The following is a 19462-nucleotide window of genomic DNA, read 5'->3' on the forward strand; positions in this document are numbered from 1 at the left end:
GGAAAAGCGCCGAAAGCTGTCCAGAACCCAGGTTTAATGGACTGGTTTATGGAAAAGTGCTGAAAGTTGTCCACTAACTGTTGAAATTGTATTATTCGGTCTCCATTTGCACCTGAGTCAAACCAAATAAGCAGATTGTTCTAGAATAAAGGAAATACACATAAATAATAAGAATTATATGACTAAAGTGGTGGTGGCTCTTATAGCAAGACCTGATAAAACAATTCCTCAAATGAATGGTGAATTGTTGAAAGTTCGAAAAACCATTTCTTTCACTTTTACAATCCCAACGACATCTGGAATAGGGAGTGAAAGTAACAGATGCGTCTGTCGGAACAGGCAGTAGAACGAGTGAAAAATATGCAATTAATGATATGCCTTTAGTTCCGCATTATCAGTTATGGATCCATTATTAAATATCAATTTGCCGCCTCATTTGACTCCAACAACTGGAATAGATGCCTTAACACATGCAGTTAATGCATTTATTTGGACAAATAATACAGAACTGACTGAGTAATATCCAAAGGGGGGAATTAGTATGTTAGGGTTCAAATATAAAGATTATGATGGACTTGGTTTGGCCGAGCTCGTTAAGAAAAAAGAGGTAAAGAAGATTGAGGTGGTGGAGGAGGCGATTCGAACGATAGACTCCTTAAATCCGAAGGCCAATGCGGTTATTCATAATATGTATGAACAAGCTCGGAAAGATGCGGACAGAGAGCAAATCGGTTTGTTTGCGGGTGTCCCAATGCTGTTAAAGGATATTAGTCAAGAAATTAAAGGAGAGCCTATTACATTAGGTTCAAAAGCTTTCGAAGGCTATCGAGCTGAAATGGACTCGTTGTATGTATCACAATTAAGAAAAACAGGAGCTGTATTTTTGGGTCAAACGAATGTTCCTGAGTTTGCATTGGTGGCAGTAACCGAACCCGTGCATTATGGAGCCACACGGAATCCATGGAATGAGAACTTTACTCCGGGCGGTTCTAGCGGGGGATCAGGTGCGGCAGTTGCTTCAGGAATGGTCCCCATTGCCGGTGCAAATGATGGGGGTGGATCTATTCGGATTCCAGCTGCTTATTGCGGATTATTTGGGTTAAAACCAACAAGGGGAAGAACACCGGTGGGGCCAAAAATGGGAAGGAGCTGGCAGGGAGCCTCAGTAGAGCATGTATTAACCCGATCGGTAAGGGATAGTGCAGCTATGTTGGATGAGTTATCAATATATGAAAAAACTGCCGCTTTCCATGCGCCGCCATTTAGCGGGAATTATCTTCAAGCCGCACAAACACCTATAGATCAACAGCTTCGCATTGCATTTTCGGTTCAGTCACCCATTGGAACTAGAGTCCACGCTGACTGTAAAGAGGCGGTTTGGAAAGCTGTTAAAGCACTTGAATCAATGGGACATAGAATAGAAGAAATTGATGCTCCCGTTGATGGAAAGAAAATCGCCAAAAGCTATTTAACCATGTATTTTGGTGAAACGGCCGCAATCATATCTTCCCTAGAAGAAATCCTTGGAAGAAAAGCGACAATTCAAGATGTTGAACCAACTACATGGTTATTAGGACTGCTAGGTAAAGCTACAACTGCGGAAGAATTTGTCCTTAGTTTAAGAGAATGGGATGTGGCTGCTTACAAAATGGAAGTCTTTCATGAAACTTATGATTTATATATAACCCCAACTACAGCCTTTCCGCCAGCAAAAATTGGTGAGCTAGATCCCACATCTTCTGAAAAACTATTAATAAACATCGCAGGAAGATTAGGTGCTGGCGGGTTATTGAAGAAAGTAGGGATTGTAGATAAACTTGCTGAGGAAAACCTTATGCGAACACCTTTTACCCAGCTTGCAAACCTTACTGGACAGCCAGCTATGTCCATGCCTCTACACCTAACTAAGGATGGCTTGCCAATTGGAGTACAGGTGATGGCAGCAAGAGGCAGGGAAGATTTACTGCTACAATTAGCAGGGATGTTTGAGCAAATGGAGATATGGCAGGATGTACGGTTAAACCCAATGTTTAATCAATAAGGAATTAAATAATATAAGATAATCCTTTTTATCATTAAAAAGGAGTATATTTATTGCTCCCAGGCAGTTTTTTTATATGGTTCCACGCTTCAATCGCTTCTTGACGACTTTTTCCTCCGTTCTTTGGATCAGCGAAAAAGTCATGAACAAACTGATTGTATTCGAACTGAGGAGCGATTTTTTTCTTATAGGATGGAACTTTTTTACGTGCTTCTTCTTCATGCCAAGCATCTACTACATCACGATAAGTCTTCCCGATATTATTTTTAAAATAGTTTTGTATAAATGTAGAAAAATGAAATTTGGGACCTATGACAGTCTTAAAAAAGGCTCTAACATGTTGACTGCATCGATGATTTTCTTTGATAACCGTATCAAGACTTAATAGGGTTTCTGTTTCAGCTTTCATATGACCTTTTTTTTGCTTTGGAGGTTTTTTTATTTCTCCTGTTTGAAGAAAAGTTTCGATTCTGTCAGCAATCTCTAGCTTTGAGCCTGATGCACTTAATTGATGTTCTCTATAGAAGACTTGTAGCTCTTCTTTTAGCCAATAATAATCACTAAAAGCTTGAATACTTATATCTTTTGAAAGAATTGGCCTCATTGTAATTTCCCCCATCCCTTTATAAATTCATCATAGAACATATGTTCCTTGAAATCAAATTTAATTGCACATGCCGCTTTATTAAGTATATTTCTATGATAAGTAATCCTTATTAACTTTCATAAATAACTTTAAATTTATTTATCGAGAATTTGATCATATACTTAATAAAGGGGTGGTAAATGATGGAATATGTTATTCTGTTTTTTATTGGAATATGTGCTACGACATTAGGGACATTGGCAGGGGGCGGAGGATTAATCAACCTGCCAGCCATGTTGATTATGGGGATCCCTGTTCATTCGGCGATTGCGGCTAATAAAGTATCAAATACCGTTAGTTCGTTTTCAAGCTTTTTCTACTTGCTTAAAAAGAAGGAAATCTCCCTAAAGGAATGCTATTGGATCATTCCAGTCAGTATTAGCGGCGGAATCACTGGGGGTTCTATTGCATCATGGATTTCAGGAAAAAACATGTATATTGTTGCGATTGTTCTCCTATTATTTGCTTTAATCGTTTCATTTATAGGAAAAGGGAATTTTACCGGTGAGAAGCCTTTAAAATTCAACAAAATAAGTGCGCCGGGACTTTACAGTATTGGAATTTATGATGGTCTATTTGGACCTGGTCAAGGGACAATGATGCTTTATTTATTTGGCTATTTAAATATCGCTTATATTCGTGCAGTCGGACTGGTCCGCCTTGCAACTTTTTCAAGTTGTTTTGGGGCAGCCATTACCTATATCGCCACTGGAAAAGTCATTTGGCCGGTTACATTGGCGCTGCTATTAGGATCTCTTTCAGGTGCACAAATTGGTGTCAGGATTGCTGAAAAATTGAAACCACAATACGTAAAACCGATTTTAAGGATTGTAACAGCGGCACTCATTGTCCAAATATTTGTTGAAAATGTTTTTAGTTAGAAAATATTAGGAAAAGCTATTCGCGCTGGTGAATAGCTTCAGATTGACGACAAAAGGCATTTGGGAATGCTCTTATTCCCAAATGCCTTTTTATTTTTCATCAAAAATCAATAAGAAATAGAGTTTGACTATCTATTGATCTGATATTTTAAGACATTTCTGGACTGATTCAAGTCCAATTGGCTAATTTCTTAAGATTTATTGAAGCAATAGTAAGCATCGCCTGCATGGACAATTTTTTTATTCCCATTAAGGTTGTCCACCGCATTCCATGCTTTTCTTTTGCATCCGCAAAGACCCGTTCAATTGATTCTTTACGATAATATCTCTCCTTGCTGACAGATATAGCAGTCATAGTGCTCATCATAAACATATTCATGTTTACGCATAAAGCCTTCCTTTGTTTTTGGTCTAGTATAAGGAAGTGCAGGCGTAATCCCATTTTCTAAAAGAAAGTTGCAGATCGCAGGAGTCTTATAGGCTGCTTTAGCTGCCACAGTTAAGGTTTCTTTCTATTATCTACACGGTCTTGATTTAATTCAGCCTGAAGCTTCGATCGTAAGCTCGAGCTTCTTTTCTTACGATTTTCTTTTCAAATTTACGTTTATTAGCACTAGCCTTAACATGAGTTGAATCAATAAATACATGATTTGCGCTCAATAGGTCCTTGTCTGTAATCTCTATTAAAATTCGGTAGAAGATTTGTTCAAATAAATCGGTTTCTTTATAACGACGTTCATAATTCTTACCAAAGGTAGAGAAGTGAGGAACCTCTGTATAAAAACCAAAGCCTAGGAACTAACATAAGCTACGTTTGTTTCAATTTCTTTAATGGTTTGTCGCATAAAACGAATACCAAATACATACTGCAGGATAAACACTCGGACGACCTAGTGTTGAATAGAGATTTTCAACTAATGGATAAATGAAAGAGAAATCAATAGCTGCTTCAATTTTACGAACTAAATGATCTTCTGGTACAAGTTGGTCAATTGCGATCACTTCTAATTGGTCTCTTTCAGTATTATTGTTTCTCGTCATCATAATCCGTCACCTCAAAATATCTCTTTTCTCTTAATATTTATTATAAATGAAAAAAGACTGTAGAGAATCTCGAATTTCTTAGAGTTTGTCTACAGTCTGAAAGAGGCTGTATAAGCCTCTTTTTGTTGTTATAGTGAGCAAGTAAAAGTTGCACTCTGGGATACGGAAGGAAGTCCATCCACTGCAGCCGAGGTAGCAGTAATGGTGACAGCTTGTCCAGGTACTGGAGTAGTTACTGTAGCGCTAAAAGCACCACCTGCACCTGTCGTAACTAAAGTTGGAGAAACCGTTGCCGGACTCGTTATAGTGAGTGTGATTGGAACTCCTGAAACTCCAACGCCGTTCACTGTAAAAAAACCCTGAAGCGTAAATGGTTGACAGTCTATTTGAGCACCTGACAAAGCGATTTGGATAACTTTTACACCCATTTATTTTTCACCTCCATAAATTTTAGAAATACATTTCCCAATAAACCTAACTTTTTTTCTAGAAGGACAGAGTAGAAATTTTGTTTCTTACTTTTTCATTGGAATCGTACTTCTGTAATAAGGTATTCAGAGGTGAACAAGCTGAAGCGGCTAATTTACCAATCTGATTTAAAATTGCATTTTTTCATAGTCCGTTTTTTCCATTTTCTTGGACCTCCTTTTATTATTTATTTTTAGTCACAAATACAAGAGGGAGGAAGAATAATGAATATCATAAGGAAAAACAACGGAAATGAGTGTGAGTACTGTTGAAAGTCTCTTACGGAAAAGTGGACCAACATAAGACTCTAATTCTGGATGATCAATTAAAAAATTTTTTACCAGAAACAATGATGTTGAATGAGGATAACTTTTGGGGGCTTATGGAGCGACATCAGCAAGTTATTGTTAAACCTAATAGGGGGCGTTTTGGAAACGGGTTAATTAAAATTAAAACGATTGATAAAGACTTGTATGAGTTCCGTTCAGAGGGGCACAAGCGTATTATTTATGGAAGAATGAAAACATTTAGAGCTATAAAAAGTAATTTAGTTAAACGAGAAAACATAGTACAGCAGGCTATTAATCTAGCTAAAATTAATAATTTTCCTTTTGACCTAAGAGTAATGGTTCAAAGAAAGACAGAAGATGCAACATGGGTGGTAACCGGAATGGCAGCAAAAGTAGCATTGAAGGGGTATTTTATTACAAATGTGGCCCAAAAAGTAATGACTGTTCAAAACGCATTGGAAAAATCAAATATAAAAAATGTTAATCCAACTAAATTAATAAAAAGAATTGAAGAAATAACCCTACTTACAGCCGAGAGGTTATCCAGCATTTATCCAGGACATCGAATTTTTGGATTAGATATTGGGATTGATAAAAATAAAAAAATTTGGATTTTCGAAGCTAACTGTTCACCTTGTCTTGCCTTATTTCGCCTACTAGGTGATAAAAAGACTTTAAGAAAAATAGAAAGATTTAAAAGGCAATAAAATAGTCTTGTAATTTTTTATTTTGTTTTCCCATCTTACTCAAATCGATAGGTTGCTATTTAATATAAAAATAAAAACTTGTAAAATCCATCCAAATGGAGGTTTTTCTACAGGCTGAAGCTATTCACGCTGGTGAATAGCTTTTTTCGTGTTCCCAACATGATTTAAGAAAAATGTCGAAACGTGTTAAAATAGAAACAAAGATGTATTGGAAGGGAATTGATAATGATTGAAAATAAATGGCTAACTAAATTAACACTGAAAAAAATGACGGCATTATTGGTTTTAATGTCAGTCTTAGTTTCATTGACAGCATCAGCAGTACTTTTACACCATTATGTGATAGAGAGGGAACATAATATTGTAAAAGAAAAGTTAATGAATGTTGCTAGAATGGTAGCTAAAGATCCCCGTGTCATAAATGAAGTTGTTAAAAATTCAAATAGCCCAGACATTCAAAAATATGCAATGGAAGTAGTGGAATCGACAGATGTAAGCTTTGTTGTTGTTCTCAATAATGATCTTATTCGCAAATCACATCCACATGTTAATATCATTGGACAACCATTTTCAAATATTGAAGATGCTAAACAATCATTGAATGGTACTGAGCATTTTTCAAAACAAAAAGGGATTTTAGGAGAAGGGACACGCTTTTTTACACCGATTTGGAATGAAAAAGGGCAGCAAGTTGGAATTGTATGTGTTGGCATTGTACAGGAAACCGTTAATCAAGCCCTTTGGGATGCTCAGCAAACTCTCTATTTTGGTTTAGGATTTGGACTATTCGTGGGTCTATTAGGAGCAATTTATTTAGCACATCAATTAAAAAAATTATTATTAGGGCTTGAACCTCAGCAGATCGTGGCAAATGTTAAAGAACGTGATATTATTATCGATTCAGTAAGCGAAGGGATTATTGCTGTAACCCCAGATCGAAGAATCCTTTTACATAATTTTAATTTTATACAGCTTATGGAGAAGGCAAAGTTTACTGGTGATTACAAGAAAGATGCGTACCTCGATAAGGATATTTTTTCGTTGTTTTTTAAAGAAGTATTCACGGCTGGAAAATCAATTTCCAATCAAGTAGTAGTCGTTAATCAATCAGAGCTAATCGTAAATATAAAGGTCATTTATATAAATGAAGAGATATATGGTGCAGTAGCTACTTTACGTGATCAATCAGAAATGCAGCAGCTTATTCGTCAACTTAGCGGTACAGAGCAATTTATTGATTCTTTGCGTGCTCAAAACCATAAATTTATGAATCAATTACATACCATTTTAGGATTAATTGAATTGAAAAAATATGATGATGTTTCTCATTTTATTCGCGTATTAAATGCTGATTATCACAGAGAAATTGGGTTTGTTACCGATAAAATAAAAAGCCCGGCAGTAGCAGGTTTTTTACTAGGAAAAACGAGTGAATTAAAAGAGCAAGGTGTCAAGTTAACGATCGATTCAGATTCTCACTTTCCGTACATGAAAATGGGTGAGATGCTTCATGATTTGCTATTATCGATGGGAGTCTTACTAGATAATGCGAAAGATGCTGTAGCAACTGCAAAGGAAAAACAAGTGTCGCTTTTTCTGCATTATGATGAAGAGGAGGAAGTGATCTTGTTTGAAGTCCAAGATTCAGGCGTAGGTATGGAGAAGGCCCTCATAGAAAAGATATTTGAAAGAGGCTTTTCGACTAAAGGTGGAACGAGAGGGTATGGGTTGGATGCCGTTCAATCAATTGTCAAACAATATCATGGGATTGTGGATGTACAATCAAAAGTAGGGACTGGAAGTATTTTTCGAATGGAAGTGCCGTATAAATGGAGGAGCTTACATGATTAAAGTCATCATCGTTGAGGATGACCCAATGGTTGCCATGATCAATCAACAATATCTTGAGCGTTTCGGAGGTTTTCGAATTGTTGCAACTGTTGGCAGAATTGATGAATTATGGAAAATAATTAATGAGGATATACCGGATTTAATTTTACTTGATGTTTACTTACCTGGAGAAACAGGAATTGATTTTTTACAAGAGGTACGTCAAAAACAGCTCTCTGTACCAATTATTATGATAACAGCAGCACATGACATACCTACAATTAAGAAATCATTAGAATATGGTGTGATTGATTTCTTAATTAAACCGTTTTCGTATGAAAGATTTAAATTGGCGATAGAGAAGTTTCTTCAATATCATTCATTAACGACAGAGTTAGAAAAGACAGATCAGGATACGCTAGATCAAATATTAATAAATGAAAGAGGTCCATCGCCCTTAATTCCTGATGGAAATAAACTTGCTGCAACAGTGCCGAAAGGATTATCAAAAATAACACTGAAAAAGATTCTCCTTCTTGTCGTGGATCAAAAAGGGCATTTTTCAACAGAAGATATAGCAAAGGAAGTTGATTTATCACGTATATCAACGAAGAAATATTTGAATTATTTAAATGAGATTGGTTATTTAAGAGAAGAATTAGAGTATCTGGCAGTTGGGCGGCCAATTACGGTTTTCCAAACTGTCCCTGAGAATGAACACTTAATTACGCCATTTTTATAATAGAAGGCCGAACCTATCATATTTACTTAACTGGGTTTCCTAGAAAATTTGGATGCGGATATCAGTAATTTTGTGATAATTCCACTTTAAAATGAACGAAAGGAGCTGTTTTGTCCACAGCTCCTTTTCAGATGAAAAATTATTTAATTTTTACTTTCCAGGAGTAAACTTAATCTTCATAGCTTCTCCCATTAAGACAGGCAGATTAGTATTTTCGTGCAACCCTCTAAATAAATCAGAGCCTGGTCCGAATGCATATAAAGGAACATCAGTACCTGTGTGTCCAGTGCTTGACCATCCAACGATGGCACGTTCAGAAACAATCTGGTTTATAGCCATTGATGGACTTTTTGCTGTTTTAATTCTTTCTGCTTCAGCATCTGTTAAGTCAAGGTTTGTATATTGTTTAATGATTTCTTTGACATTACTGCGGTCAGCATTTAGTTTGCTTTCCATAAAATCCCCTGTAGCCGTAACTTGACGCAATACCTCTAGTTTTGCATCGCCCTTGCCGTAACCGCCGACTGACATGCCACCAGTATCATGATCACCAGCAACGACTACTAATGTGTTTCCATCTTTTTTCGCGAAATCAACGGCTTTTGCAACTGCCATTTCAAACGCTTCGCTATCTTTCATTGCCCAAGCCGCATCATTATCATGGCCAGCCCAATCAATTTGGCTTCCTTCAACCATTAAAAAGAAACCGTCTTTATCTTGCTTAAGAGCATCTAATGCTGATTCTGTCATGTCTGCAAGGCTTGGTTGATCGGTCTCATCACGATCCAACTCTGGAGCCATGCCATCTTCAGCGAATAGCCCGATTAGCTTGTCTGATTTTTTCACATCAGCAAGTTCTTCCTTATTCGAAGCGAATTGATAGCCCTGTGCTTTAGCTTCATTTAATAAGGACTCTGGAAAATACTTTTTCCCGCCTCCAAGAATTACATCAACACCATTTTCCAACAATTGCGGTGCGATGTCAGCTTCATTTGCACGTGAAGCAACGTGTGAAGCAAATACAGCAGGAGTTGCATGAGTGATTGTTGAAGTTGCTACTAAGCCAGATGCTTTACCAGCTTCTTCAGCCGCTTCAAGAATAGTTTTTAACTCTTTGCCGTCTGGAGTTGTGCTAATCATGCCATTATTTGTTTTGACTCCAGTTGCCATGGCTGTCCCAGCTGCTGCAGAGTCCGTTACTTCTGTATTTGCCGAATATGTACGGTGCATCCCAACTAGCATAGAATCTAAAATAGTCTCTTCACCTTTAAACCAGCGGTAGTTTGTTGCATATGAGGCAGAATATCCGTCTGGAACCATGAAAATTACATTTTTGGCAATGCCATTATTTTGACCATTATTAGACTTCGCATCAGCCACTGGAGCTGAAAAACTTCCAACAAGACTTCCAAGTGCGATGGATGATACTACAGCAAACGGGATCAGTTTCTTTTTAATTGATTTCTTTTTCATTTAAATTCCCTCCTAAAGTAGTTTACAAACCTAGCATAGTACTTGAGTGTTAACTCACTTTTAATAGAGGGTTAATAGTGGGTAAACTAGAAGAAATGGGTGAAAACTCGTGTTTGAAATTGTTAGATAGCAAATAACTTCCATTTTCACATATATAATTGCCTAGTGAAAAAAGAAAAATTAAAAATATATTTCATGTTCAGAAAAATAGGATAATAGAATAATACTTTTGAACTGTATTTATTTAATAAAAGATTTACAAGTTTGTAATAATAGTTACGTTTGATCGAATTAGACTTGATAAAAGATTATATTAATATGTTTGTTATATGGTAGTTGGGCAACCATACTGTAACCAGGGTTTTTTAATTGTGAATCATTTCACAAATGTTGATATAAATTTAAGCCGGCTATTTCTTACAAACCAATCATATGTTGTTCGATTTAATAAAATTAAAGAAAGTTATGTAATTAAAGTAAGTGAAATACTGAGCAAATCTTTAGGAATACTGTTAGTTTCGATAATTACAAATTACTTACTTTACTTTCGTAATATAGTAAAAAAACAGTTTAATGATTACATTAAGAGGGAAAGAATATTCTATTCATTATTTACATGAGTGAAATCTTACTTTTGACATTAATAGAATTGGAAGGCTTTATATTGAAGCTTTTCATAATGAAGAGATATCACTCATAATGATCATTCGAACATCTAGGAGGGGGAAAAATGAAGGGAAATGATCTTCATTCGACAGACACAATTGTAATTGGTGCGGGACCAGGGGGATATGTGGCAGCAATTCGTGCTACACAGCTCGGACAAAAAGTGACAATCGTAGAAAAAGAAAACCTAGGCGGGGTTTGTTTAAATGTAGGCTGTATTCCGTCTAAAGCATTAATAACGTCTGCCCATCATTTTCAACAAGCACAAAATTTAGAAGTATTCGGTCTTTCTGTACCTAACATTGAAGTAGATTTTTCAAAAGTTCAGGCATTCAAAGAAAGCGTTGTCAACAAGCTGACAGGTGGAGTTGGAGCTCTTCTAAAAGGGAATAAAGTGGAAATTGAGAAGGGGACAGCTACATTTGTGGACGCTAATACTGTAAAGATTAATAGTGTAGAAGGTGAAAAAAACATCCGCTTTAAAAATGCGATTATTGCAACAGGATCTCGTCCAGTTGAACTTCCGACTATGAAATTTTCTAATAGAATTATTAACTCGACAGGTGCACTAAACTTACAAGAAATTCCTAAGAGCTTGGTCGTTGTTGGCGGCGGTGTGATTGGTGTAGAACTTATAGGAGCATACGCTAATTTTGGTGTAAAGGTGACAATATTAGAAGGGCAAAGTGAAATCCTTAATGGGATCGATAAAAAAGCAACCTCTATTGTCAAACGGAACCTTAAGAAAAAAGGGGTTGACATCTTTACGAAGGCAATCGTAGAAGGTGCCAAGGAAACAGAAAATGGTGTAGAGGTCACTTGTGAAGTAAATGGAGAAAAAAGAGTATTTGAAGCGGATTATTTGCTTGTGAGTGTAGGTAGAAAACCTAATACAGATAAGATCGGTTTAGCTGAGGCCGGTGTAGAAATAGGTGAGAAGGGTTTGATCAAAACGGACAACCAATGCCGAACTTCAGTCCCTCACATTTATGCGATAGGGGATATCGTTTCAGGTCCGCAGCTTGCTCATAAAGCTTCGTATGAAGGGAAAATAGCTGCTGAAGCAATCGCGGGAGAGAAAGCTATTGTAGATTATACATGCATTCCTGCTGTCGTATTTTCAGAGCCAGAAATTGCAGTTGTTGGTCATTCCGGAGAAAGCGCTAAAAACGCTGGAATTGATACGAAAGTTTCTAAGTTTCCATTCGCTGCTAACGGTAGAGCCATTGCACTAAATCAGACGGAAGGTTTTGTACAGCTGATTACTAGAGCAGATAATGACATGGTAATTGGGGGACAAATTATCGGTGCGAATGCTTCGGATATGATTGCAGAAATTGCATTAGCAATAGAAGCTGGCTTAACAGCAGAGGATCTTGCTTTAACCATCCATGCTCATCCAACGCTAGGAGAAATTGTCATGGAAACAGCAGAAGTGGCATTAGGGAATCCTATCCATATCGTAAAATAATATAGGCAAAGCTGTCATTGGCAGCTTTGCCTGTGAAATGCCTATTTGGAAGTTTCGACTTATGTAACTAATGTAAGCGTTACGAAACTTTATAAAGCGTTTTCATAATAGAATTGTATATTACAATAATATTGTAGAAACATAAGGGGGGATTTCAATTGGACAAGAAAAAATTGGTATCCATTATTCTAGCATTTGCAGCTTTCTTTATTATTATTTTACTTCCAAACCCTGAAAGTCTGCCAATCGCTGGTCAAAGAGCTCTCGCTATATTGGCTTTTGCAGTCATTCTCTGGGTGACAGAAGCTGTGTCATTTCCAGTAAGCGCCGCCATTATTGTTGGTCTTATTACGCTTTCTATTGGTTTGGCACCGACCATCGATGATCCATCGACATTATATACGAGTAAAGGGGCTTTGAAACTGGCCTTAGGTGGATTTAGCTCATCAGCAGTTGGGCTTGTTGGAGGAGCATTATTTATAGCTGCTGCAATGGAAATAACAGGGTTGCATAAGCGGACAGCGCTTTTCATAATGTCCAAGGTTGGAACGAAAACAACCAGCTTAGTCATTGGAACGATTCTTGTTAGTATCGTTCTTGCTTTATTCGTACCTAGTGCAACAGCACGAGCTGGTACAACCGTCCCGATTCTTATGGGAATCATCGCGGCATTCGGACTGCAGAAGAATAGTAGATTCGCGGCTTTATTAATGATTACGGCTGTTCAAGCCATCTCCATTTGGAATATAGGGATCAAAACGGCCGCAGCACAAAATATGGTTGCCTTAGGATTTATGGAAAAAGCATTTGGTATAAATATCACTTGGGGTGAATGGTTCCTTTATGCTGCACCATGGTCATTGCTTATGTCAATCGTTCTTTTCTTTGTGATGATTAAACTCATTAAGCCTGAAGTATCAGAATTTCAAGGTGGAAAAGAAGTAATTGCCAGTAAGCTGGCAGAATTAGGGAAGCTTTCAACTAAAGAATTAAAACTCATTATTATTTCAGTATTTTTATTGTTCTTTTGGTCAACTGAGGGAATTCTTCATCCATTCGATTCGACGACAGTTACTCTAATTGCGGTAGCGATTATGCTTATACCTGGAATAGGTATTTATACATGGAAAGAAGTTGAGAAAAAAATTCCATGGGGCACTTTAATCGTTTTCGCAATTGGAATTTCATTAGGAACAGTATTATTGGATACACAAGGTGCATCATGGCTGTCATCAGTTACATTAGAAGCTTTAGGCTTAACAAGTATGCCGCTTGTTTACATTATTATGATTCTATCTTTATTTAACATCTTAATTCATTTAGGGTTTGCAAGTGCAACAAGCTTATCATCAGCTTTTATCCCAATTGTTATTGCCCTTGTAGTCGCGATGGAGCCAACATCCTTTAATGGTCCAGGGCTTGTATTAATTCAGCAATTCGTGATTAGCTTTGGTTTCTTATTACCTGTAAGTGCTCCACAAAATATGCTTGCATATGGTACAGGAACATTTACATCGAAAGACCTTTTAAAATCTGGTCTTCCAATTACAATCATCGGCTATATCTTAATTATCATTTTCAGCTTAACCTATTGGAAATGGGTTGGATTACTATAAAAAAACAGTAGATTTGCCAATTATAAAAACTATTTGCCTACAATTTTAGGAGGGAAAATAGATGCGAGAAACATATAGTGGAAATCCATGGAGTGACTTCCATGGCCCAAATCTTGGCTATTTATTAGAACAGTATGATTTGTATTTAGAAGATATGACTTTAGTAGATGAGAGCTTAAGAGCGTTGTTTGCTAAATGGGGAGCACCTGAAATGCAAGGTGGCAACAATGCCGAGCAACCTCAGCAAAACGTATCGCCTTCACTTGTGTTAAATAAAATGAAAGCACTTGTGAATGTATTGAAATTGGCTGAAAACATCCGTGCAATGGGCCATTTACAAGCAGATATTTATCCATTAGAGAAACAAGAACCAACTGAAATGCTTTCCTTGTCTTCCTATGGGCTAACAGAAAATGATGTAAGAGAAGTCCCAGTAGAAATGATTTGTCCGGAAATGAGCGGCAAATTATCTAATGGATTAGAAGCCATACAATATTTAAAAGAGGTATATACGGGCTTTGTTGGGGTTGAAATTCAGCATATCGAACCTGAAGAAAGAAAATGGCTCCAAAACAAATTAGAAAATGGTTTTCTTAATAAGAAATTTACGGAAGTTCAAAAATCTGATCTACTAACAAATTTGTATGAAGCAGAGGGCTTTGAGCAATTTCTTCAAAAAACATATGTAGGGCAAAAGCGTTTTTCTGTTGAAGGATTGGAAACATTAGTTCCTGCAATTAATGAAATCGTTGCTTTAGGTGCAGAGGATGGAATGCAAGATGTAATGATTTCTATGGCACATAGAGGGCGGCTAAATGTACTTGCCCATGTTTTAGAAAAACCATATGATGCGATTTTCTCACAATTCCAGCATTCGAAATGGGAGCCAAATGATTTCGATCGAAATCGAACATTAAGTACAACTGGTGATGTAAAGTATCATGCTGGTGCTGTAAAGAAAAGAAGAATCAATGATAAAGAAATAAATGTAACATTAGCGTATAACCCAAGTCATTTAGAGATTGCGGGAACAGTAGTAGAAGGCTATACAAGAGCTGCTCAAGAGGATCGTTCTGAAAAAGGATATCCAAAACAGGATGTCACAAAAGCGTTAGCTGTTTTAGTGCATGGGGATGCTGCTTTTCCAGGTCAAGGAGTTGTAGCTGAAACCCTTAACTATTCAAGTACAATTGCCTATCAAACCGGTGGTACGATCCATATTATTGCTAACAACCGGATTGGTTTCACGACTGAAAGTGAAGATTCCAGATCAACAAGATATTCAAGCGACATGGCGAAAGGTTTTCATATTCCGATTTTTCATGTAAATGCGGATGCTCCAGAGGCTACACTTTCTGTTATTCGGTTGGCTTTCGAATACCGCCAAACTTTTAACAAAGATATTTTAATCGATTTAATTGGTTACAGACGTCTTGGCCATAACGAAATGGATGAACCAATGGCTACGAATCCAGTTATGTACCAAATCGTACGTAAACATCCAACGATAACGGCAGTTTATAAGCAACAGCTTTTAAATGAAAAGTCCTTAACAGAAGAACAAATAGCTGCCATTGAAACGAATACTTTGGCAAACTTTGCAAAAGCCTATGAAAATATGGATAAAACCCAAGAAGAAAGTAAGACTCTTGAGGAGATATTGTCACTTGAAAATAAACAGGTGACAAAAGTAGATACGACCGTTGATAAGGCGAGCTTAACGAAAATTAATGAGGAGCTTTTAGAATGGCCGGAAAACTTCAATGTGTTTGGAAAACTGAAAAAAATATTAGAGCGCAGGCTTGATGTTTTTAACAACAAAGGGAAAATTGATTGGGCACATGCAGAAGCATTAGCTTTCGCGTCTATTTTGAAGGATGGAACTCCGATCAGGCTGACAGGCCAAGATTCTGAGCGTGGAACTTTCTCCCATCGGAATATCGTGCTGTCAGATGAAAAAACGGGGGAGAAATATAGCCCAATGCATACACTGAGTACTTCAAATGCATCCTTTGCTATTCATAATAGTGTATTATCTGAAGCTGCAATTTTAGGCTTTGAATATGGATATAATGTGATTTCTCCAGAGACACTTGTGTTATGGGAAGCGCAATTTGGAGATTTTGCAAATGGAGCCCAAGTTATTCTAGACCAGTTTATTTCGGCTGGGAAAGCGAAATGGGGACAAACATCAGGGATTGTCATGTTATTGCCACATGGCTATGAAGGTCAAGGTCCTGAACATTCAAGTGCAAGATTAGAACGTTTTCTCCAGCTTGCTGCTGAGAATAATTGGTCTGTAGCGAATCTATCTTCATCCGCTCAATATTTTCATATATTAAGAAGACAGGCAGCCATGCTTCTTTCAGATGAGGTAAAACCACTTGTATTAATGGCACCAAAAAGCTTATTACGCCATGCCTCAGCCGCAGCTTATCTGGAAGAATTCACGAATGGAGAATTCCAGCCGATTGTTGAGCAGCCAGGTCTAGGCAAAGAACCAGAAAAAGTGGAGAGAATCGTATTTACATCTGGCCGCTTAGCGGTTGAGCTTTCAGATACTTTAACAGATGTAGACCAATTCGACTGGCTGGATATTATTCGAATCGAAGAATTATATCCTTTCCCTGAACAGGAAATTAAGAATCTATTAAAAAAATATAAAAATCTAAAAGAAGTCATCTGGACCCAAGAAGAACCAAAAAATATGGGCGCATGGACATATATCGCTCCACGCTTACAACAACTGATGCCGAATGATGTACAAGTTTCCTATAACGGCCGCCCGGATATGGCGAGTCCTTCTGAAGGAGATCCGCTCGTTCATAAAAAAGAACAACAAAGAATTATTAACAATGTCTTTACACCGGCAAAAGAAAAGGTAAGTTCTACTAACTAGACATTTACAAAAGGGGATGTGTGAAAAATGGCAGAGATCAAAATTCCTGAATTAGCAGAATCGATTACAGAGGGTACCATTGCACAATGGCTAAAACAGCCTGGTGAAACGGTCGCAAAAGGTGATTATATACTTGAGCTTGAAACTGACAAAGTAAATGTAGAAATTATTTCTGAGTACGATGGGGTATTACAAGAAAGATTGAAAGAAGAAGGGGACACTGTCAATGTAGGAGAAACAGTTGCGATTATTGGCGAAGGCAGCCAAGGCAGCGCCCCTTCACCTTCTGAAAGCGGTCAAAATGAACCAATAGAAGTTGCTGAAGAAAAATCAGAGCCAACACCTGCTGTTTCAAGTGATGTAGTTGCTTCTCCTGCTGCAAGAAAATATGCGAGAGAGCACGGCATTGATTTAAATCAAGTGGCTGCAGTGGATCCATTAGGCAGGGTGCGTAAACAGGATGTATCTAATTATGAACCATCAACACAAGCACCTGCAGCAAAACCATCTCCGGCAGCTACACCGGCAGTACAACAGCCAACTATTGCTGATAGCAAACCAGTAGAGAGAATTAAAATGACTCGCAGACGTCAAACGATTGCTAAACGTCTTGTAGAAGTTCAGCACACTGCGGCGATGTTAACAACATTCAATGAAATTGATATGACCGCGATTATGAATTTAAGAAAGAAAAGAAAAGATGATTTCCTAAAACAAAATGATGTGAAATTAGGATTCATGTCCTTCTTTACGAAAGCAGTTGTAGGTGCTCTTAAAGCTTATCCTTTACTGAATGCAGAAATTCAAGGCGATGAAATTGTTGCGAAAAAATTCTATGATATTGGAGTTGCTGTTTCTACTGAGGGTGGATTAGTCGTTCCTGTCGTAAGAGATGCCGACCGTTTAAACTTTGCTGAAATTGAAAGAGAAATTGGAGATTTAGCAAAGAAAGCTAGAGATTCTAAGCTTACATTAGGAGATATGCAAGGTGGAACATTTACCATTACAAATGGGGGCACATTTGGTTCATTATTATCAACACCAATATTAAATGCGCCACAAGTAGGAATTTTGGGAATGCATTCAATCCAAAACCGACCTGTTGCGATTGATAATGAAACAATCGAAATTAGACCGATGATGTATATCGCTCTTTCTTATGATCACCGCATTGTTGATGGAAAAGAAGCAGTCGGCTTTTTAGTAAGAGTGAAACAACTTCTCGAAGACCCAGAAAAATTACTTTTAGAAGGGTGAACCGGGCGTCAGGGCGCATTCTGATGACCACTCTATGATTTTTCAGTGGGAAACGGGCATTAGGAGCGTTATCTGATGACCACTCTATGGTTTCACAGGGTGAATTGGGCATCAAGAGCATTATCTTATTACCACTCTATGGTTTTTGATAATGGGAAAATAAGGAAGCTATCATTTGTTTATTTGAATAGCTTCCTAGTATAAAAATAAGGCTTTCTAAACTAGAGGAGGAAAACAATGAATATCCATGAGTATCAAGGAAAAGAAGTCCTTAGACAATACGGAGTTTCTGTTCCGAACGGTAAAGTCGCTTTTACAGTTGAAGAGGCAGTAGAAGCAGCAAAAGAACTAGGAACTGAAGTATGTGTGGTTAAAGCCCAAATTCATGCTGGAGGCCGTGGAAAGGCTGGCGGTGTTAAGGTTGCAAAAAATTTAGAAGAAGTTCGTATGTATGCGGCTGAGATTTTAGGAAAAACACTTGTGACACACCAAACAGGGCCGGAAGGGAAAGAAGTTAAGCGACTTCTAATTGAAGAAGGCTGCGATATTCAAAAAGAGTATTATGTTGGATTAGTGTTGGACCGTGCTACTTCAAGTGTTGTTCTTATGGCATCTGAAGAAGGCGGTACTGAAATTGAAGAAGTAGCTGAACAGACACCTGAAAAAATCTTTAAAGAAGAAATTGATCCAGTCATTGGCTTAACAGCTTTTCAGGCTCGTCGTATTGCCTTTAATATCAATATCCCAACTAAGCTAGTTGGACAGGCTGTTAAATTTATGATGGGATTATATCAAGCTTATATTGAGAAGGATTGTTCCATTGCAGAAATTAATCCTTTAGTCGTTACTGGCGATGGAAAAGTCATGGCATTAGATGCGAAGTTAAACTTTGACTCAAATGCTCTCTATCGTCAAAAAGATATACTAGAATTACGTGACTTAGAAGAAGAAGATCCGAAAGAAATTGAAGCTTCTAAGTATGACTTAAGCTATATTTCTCTAGACGGAAATATTGGCTGCATGGTTAACGGTGCTGGATTAGCGATGGCAACTATGGATATCGTTAAGCACTACGGCGGAGATCCCGCTAACTTCCTTGATGTCGGCGGCGGTGCTACAGCAGAGAAAGTAACAGAGGCTTTCAAAATCATTCTTTCTGATCAAAACGTAAAAGGTATTTTTGTAAATATCTTTGGCGGAATCATGAAATGTGACGTTATCGCAACAGGTGTTGTGGAAGCTGCAAAGCAAGTTGGTTTAAAGGTGCCTTTAGTTGTTCGTTTAGAAGGAACTAATGTTGATTTAGGTAAGAAAATCCTTGCTGAGTCTGACGTTGAAATCATTGCAGCGGAATCCATGGCTGATGGCGCACAAAAAATCGTTTCATTAGTAGGGTAATAACTGAAAAGCTTCAGTTACTTGAAAACCAGA

13 protein-coding genes and 1 pseudogene are annotated in these 19462 nt (G+C 37.5%); 10 read left to right on the forward strand and 4 right to left on the reverse strand.

All coding sequences use genetic code 11. The features are described 5' to 3' along the window. Nucleotides 1-541 precede the first annotated feature (541 nt). A complete protein-coding gene (locus V7122_RS18100) occupies nt 542-2041 on the forward strand; it encodes an amidase family protein (protein ID WP_335528040.1) in 1500 nt (499 codons plus the stop codon). Nucleotides 2042-2075: 34 nt separating this feature from the next. On the opposite strand, the gene V7122_RS18105 is transcribed toward V7122_RS18100, so the two are convergent. Further along, entirely contained in the window at nt 2076-2645 is a 570-nt protein-coding gene (locus V7122_RS18105; protein ID WP_335528042.1) for a DUF6434 domain-containing protein, read from the reverse strand. A 185-nt stretch (nt 2646-2830) separates the two neighbouring features. Here V7122_RS18105 and V7122_RS18110 point away from each other — a divergent pair, with 185 nt between their 5' ends. Beyond that, nucleotides 2831-3568, forward strand: coding sequence for a sulfite exporter TauE/SafE family protein (locus V7122_RS18110; protein ID WP_335528044.1), 738 nt, complete (start codon nt 2831-2833; stop codon nt 3566-3568). 169 nt (nt 3569-3737) lie between these two features. Here V7122_RS18110 and V7122_RS18115 read toward each other — a convergent pair. Next, a pseudogene (locus V7122_RS18115) lies at nt 3738-4612 on the reverse strand (transposase). Nucleotides 4613-4740: 128 nt separating this feature from the next. Then, a complete protein-coding gene (locus V7122_RS18120; RefSeq protein WP_335353709.1) occupies nt 4741-5040 on the reverse strand; it encodes a hypothetical protein in 300 nt (99 codons plus the stop codon). Between the two features lie 308 nt (nt 5041-5348). Here V7122_RS18120 and V7122_RS18125 point away from each other — a divergent pair, with 308 nt between their 5' ends. The 3 genes from V7122_RS18125 (at nt 5349) to V7122_RS18135 (ending at nt 8649) form a co-directional block, all read left to right on the forward strand. Continuing rightward, entirely contained in the window at nt 5349-6077 is a 729-nt protein-coding gene (locus V7122_RS18125) for a YheC/YheD family protein (protein ID WP_335528046.1), read from the forward strand. Between the two features lie 225 nt (nt 6078-6302). After that, nucleotides 6303-7928, forward strand: a complete 1626-nt coding sequence (locus V7122_RS18130; protein WP_335344671.1) for a sensor histidine kinase — start codon at nt 6303-6305, stop codon at nt 7926-7928. Next, nucleotides 7921-8649 (forward strand): response regulator, encoded by a 729-nt coding sequence (locus V7122_RS18135; protein WP_335344672.1) that lies wholly within the window; start codon nt 7921-7923, stop codon nt 8647-8649. The genes V7122_RS18130 and V7122_RS18135 overlap by 8 nt, the downstream gene beginning before the upstream one ends. Nucleotides 8650-8799: 150 nt before the next feature. Here V7122_RS18135 and V7122_RS18140 read toward each other — a convergent pair whose 3' ends face one another. Then, nucleotides 8800-10122, reverse strand: a complete 1323-nt coding sequence (locus tag V7122_RS18140) for an alkaline phosphatase (RefSeq protein WP_335344673.1) — start codon at nt 10120-10122, stop codon at nt 8800-8802. Between the two features lie 730 nt (nt 10123-10852). Here V7122_RS18140 and lpdA point away from each other — a divergent pair. The 5 genes from lpdA (at nt 10853) to sucC (ending at nt 19429) form a co-directional block, all read left to right on the forward strand. Then, nucleotides 10853-12259 carry a dihydrolipoyl dehydrogenase gene (lpdA, locus tag V7122_RS18145; protein ID WP_335528050.1) on the forward strand — a complete coding sequence of 469 codons (1407 nt, stop codon included), beginning with the start codon at nt 10853-10855 and terminating at the stop codon, nt 12257-12259. A gap of 158 nt (nt 12260-12417) precedes the next feature. Beyond that, on the forward strand, nt 12418-13875 hold the full coding sequence (locus tag V7122_RS18150) for a DASS family sodium-coupled anion symporter (protein ID WP_335528053.1): 1458 nt from the start codon (nt 12418-12420) through the stop codon (nt 13873-13875). A gap of 61 nt (nt 13876-13936) precedes the next feature. Beyond that, complete coding sequence (locus V7122_RS18155) at nt 13937-16774, forward strand: 2-oxoglutarate dehydrogenase E1 component (protein ID WP_335528055.1); 2838 nt, start codon at nt 13937-13939, stop codon at nt 16772-16774. Between the two features lie 27 nt (nt 16775-16801). Then, nucleotides 16802-18031 carry a 2-oxoglutarate dehydrogenase complex dihydrolipoyllysine-residue succinyltransferase gene (gene odhB / locus V7122_RS18160; protein ID WP_335528058.1) on the forward strand — a complete coding sequence of 410 codons (1230 nt, stop codon included), beginning with the start codon at nt 16802-16804 and terminating at the stop codon, nt 18029-18031. Nucleotides 18032-18268: 237 nt separating this feature from the next. Continuing rightward, on the forward strand, nt 18269-19429 hold the full coding sequence (gene sucC / locus V7122_RS18165) for an ADP-forming succinate--CoA ligase subunit beta (RefSeq protein ID WP_335528061.1): 1161 nt from the start codon (nt 18269-18271) through the stop codon (nt 19427-19429). Nucleotides 19430-19462 lie beyond the last annotated feature (33 nt).

The organism is Bacillus sp. JJ1532 (assembly GCF_036965085.1).
Taxonomy (GTDB): domain Bacteria; phylum Bacillota; class Bacilli; order Bacillales; family Cytobacillaceae; genus Cytobacillus.

Excerpts from the sequence above, each read along its gene's own strand:
- V7122_RS18100 (WP_335528040.1), top strand. The coding sequence starts at position 542 with ATGTTAGGGTTCAAATATAAAGATTATGATGGACTTGGTTTGGCCGAG.
- V7122_RS18105 (WP_335528042.1), bottom strand. The coding sequence starts at position 2,645 with ATGAGGCCAATTCTTTCAAAAGATATAAGTATTCAAGCTTTTAGTGAT.
- V7122_RS18110 (WP_335528044.1), top strand. The coding sequence starts at position 2,831 with ATGGAATATGTTATTCTGTTTTTTATTGGAATATGTGCTACGACATTA.
- V7122_RS18120 (WP_335353709.1), bottom strand. The coding sequence starts at position 5,040 with ATGGGTGTAAAAGTTATCCAAATCGCTTTGTCAGGTGCTCAAATAGAC.
- V7122_RS18130 (WP_335344671.1), top strand. The coding sequence starts at position 6,303 with ATGATTGAAAATAAATGGCTAACTAAATTAACACTGAAAAAAATGACG.
- V7122_RS18135 (WP_335344672.1), top strand. The coding sequence starts at position 7,921 with ATGATTAAAGTCATCATCGTTGAGGATGACCCAATGGTTGCCATGATC.
- V7122_RS18140 (WP_335344673.1), bottom strand. The coding sequence starts at position 10,122 with ATGAAAAAGAAATCAATTAAAAAGAAACTGATCCCGTTTGCTGTAGTA.
- lpdA (WP_335528050.1), top strand. The coding sequence starts at position 10,853 with ATGAAGGGAAATGATCTTCATTCGACAGACACAATTGTAATTGGTGCG.
- V7122_RS18155 (WP_335528055.1), top strand. The coding sequence starts at position 13,937 with ATGCGAGAAACATATAGTGGAAATCCATGGAGTGACTTCCATGGCCCA.
- odhB (WP_335528058.1), top strand. The coding sequence starts at position 16,802 with ATGGCAGAGATCAAAATTCCTGAATTAGCAGAATCGATTACAGAGGGT.
- sucC (WP_335528061.1), top strand. The coding sequence starts at position 18,269 with ATGAATATCCATGAGTATCAAGGAAAAGAAGTCCTTAGACAATACGGA.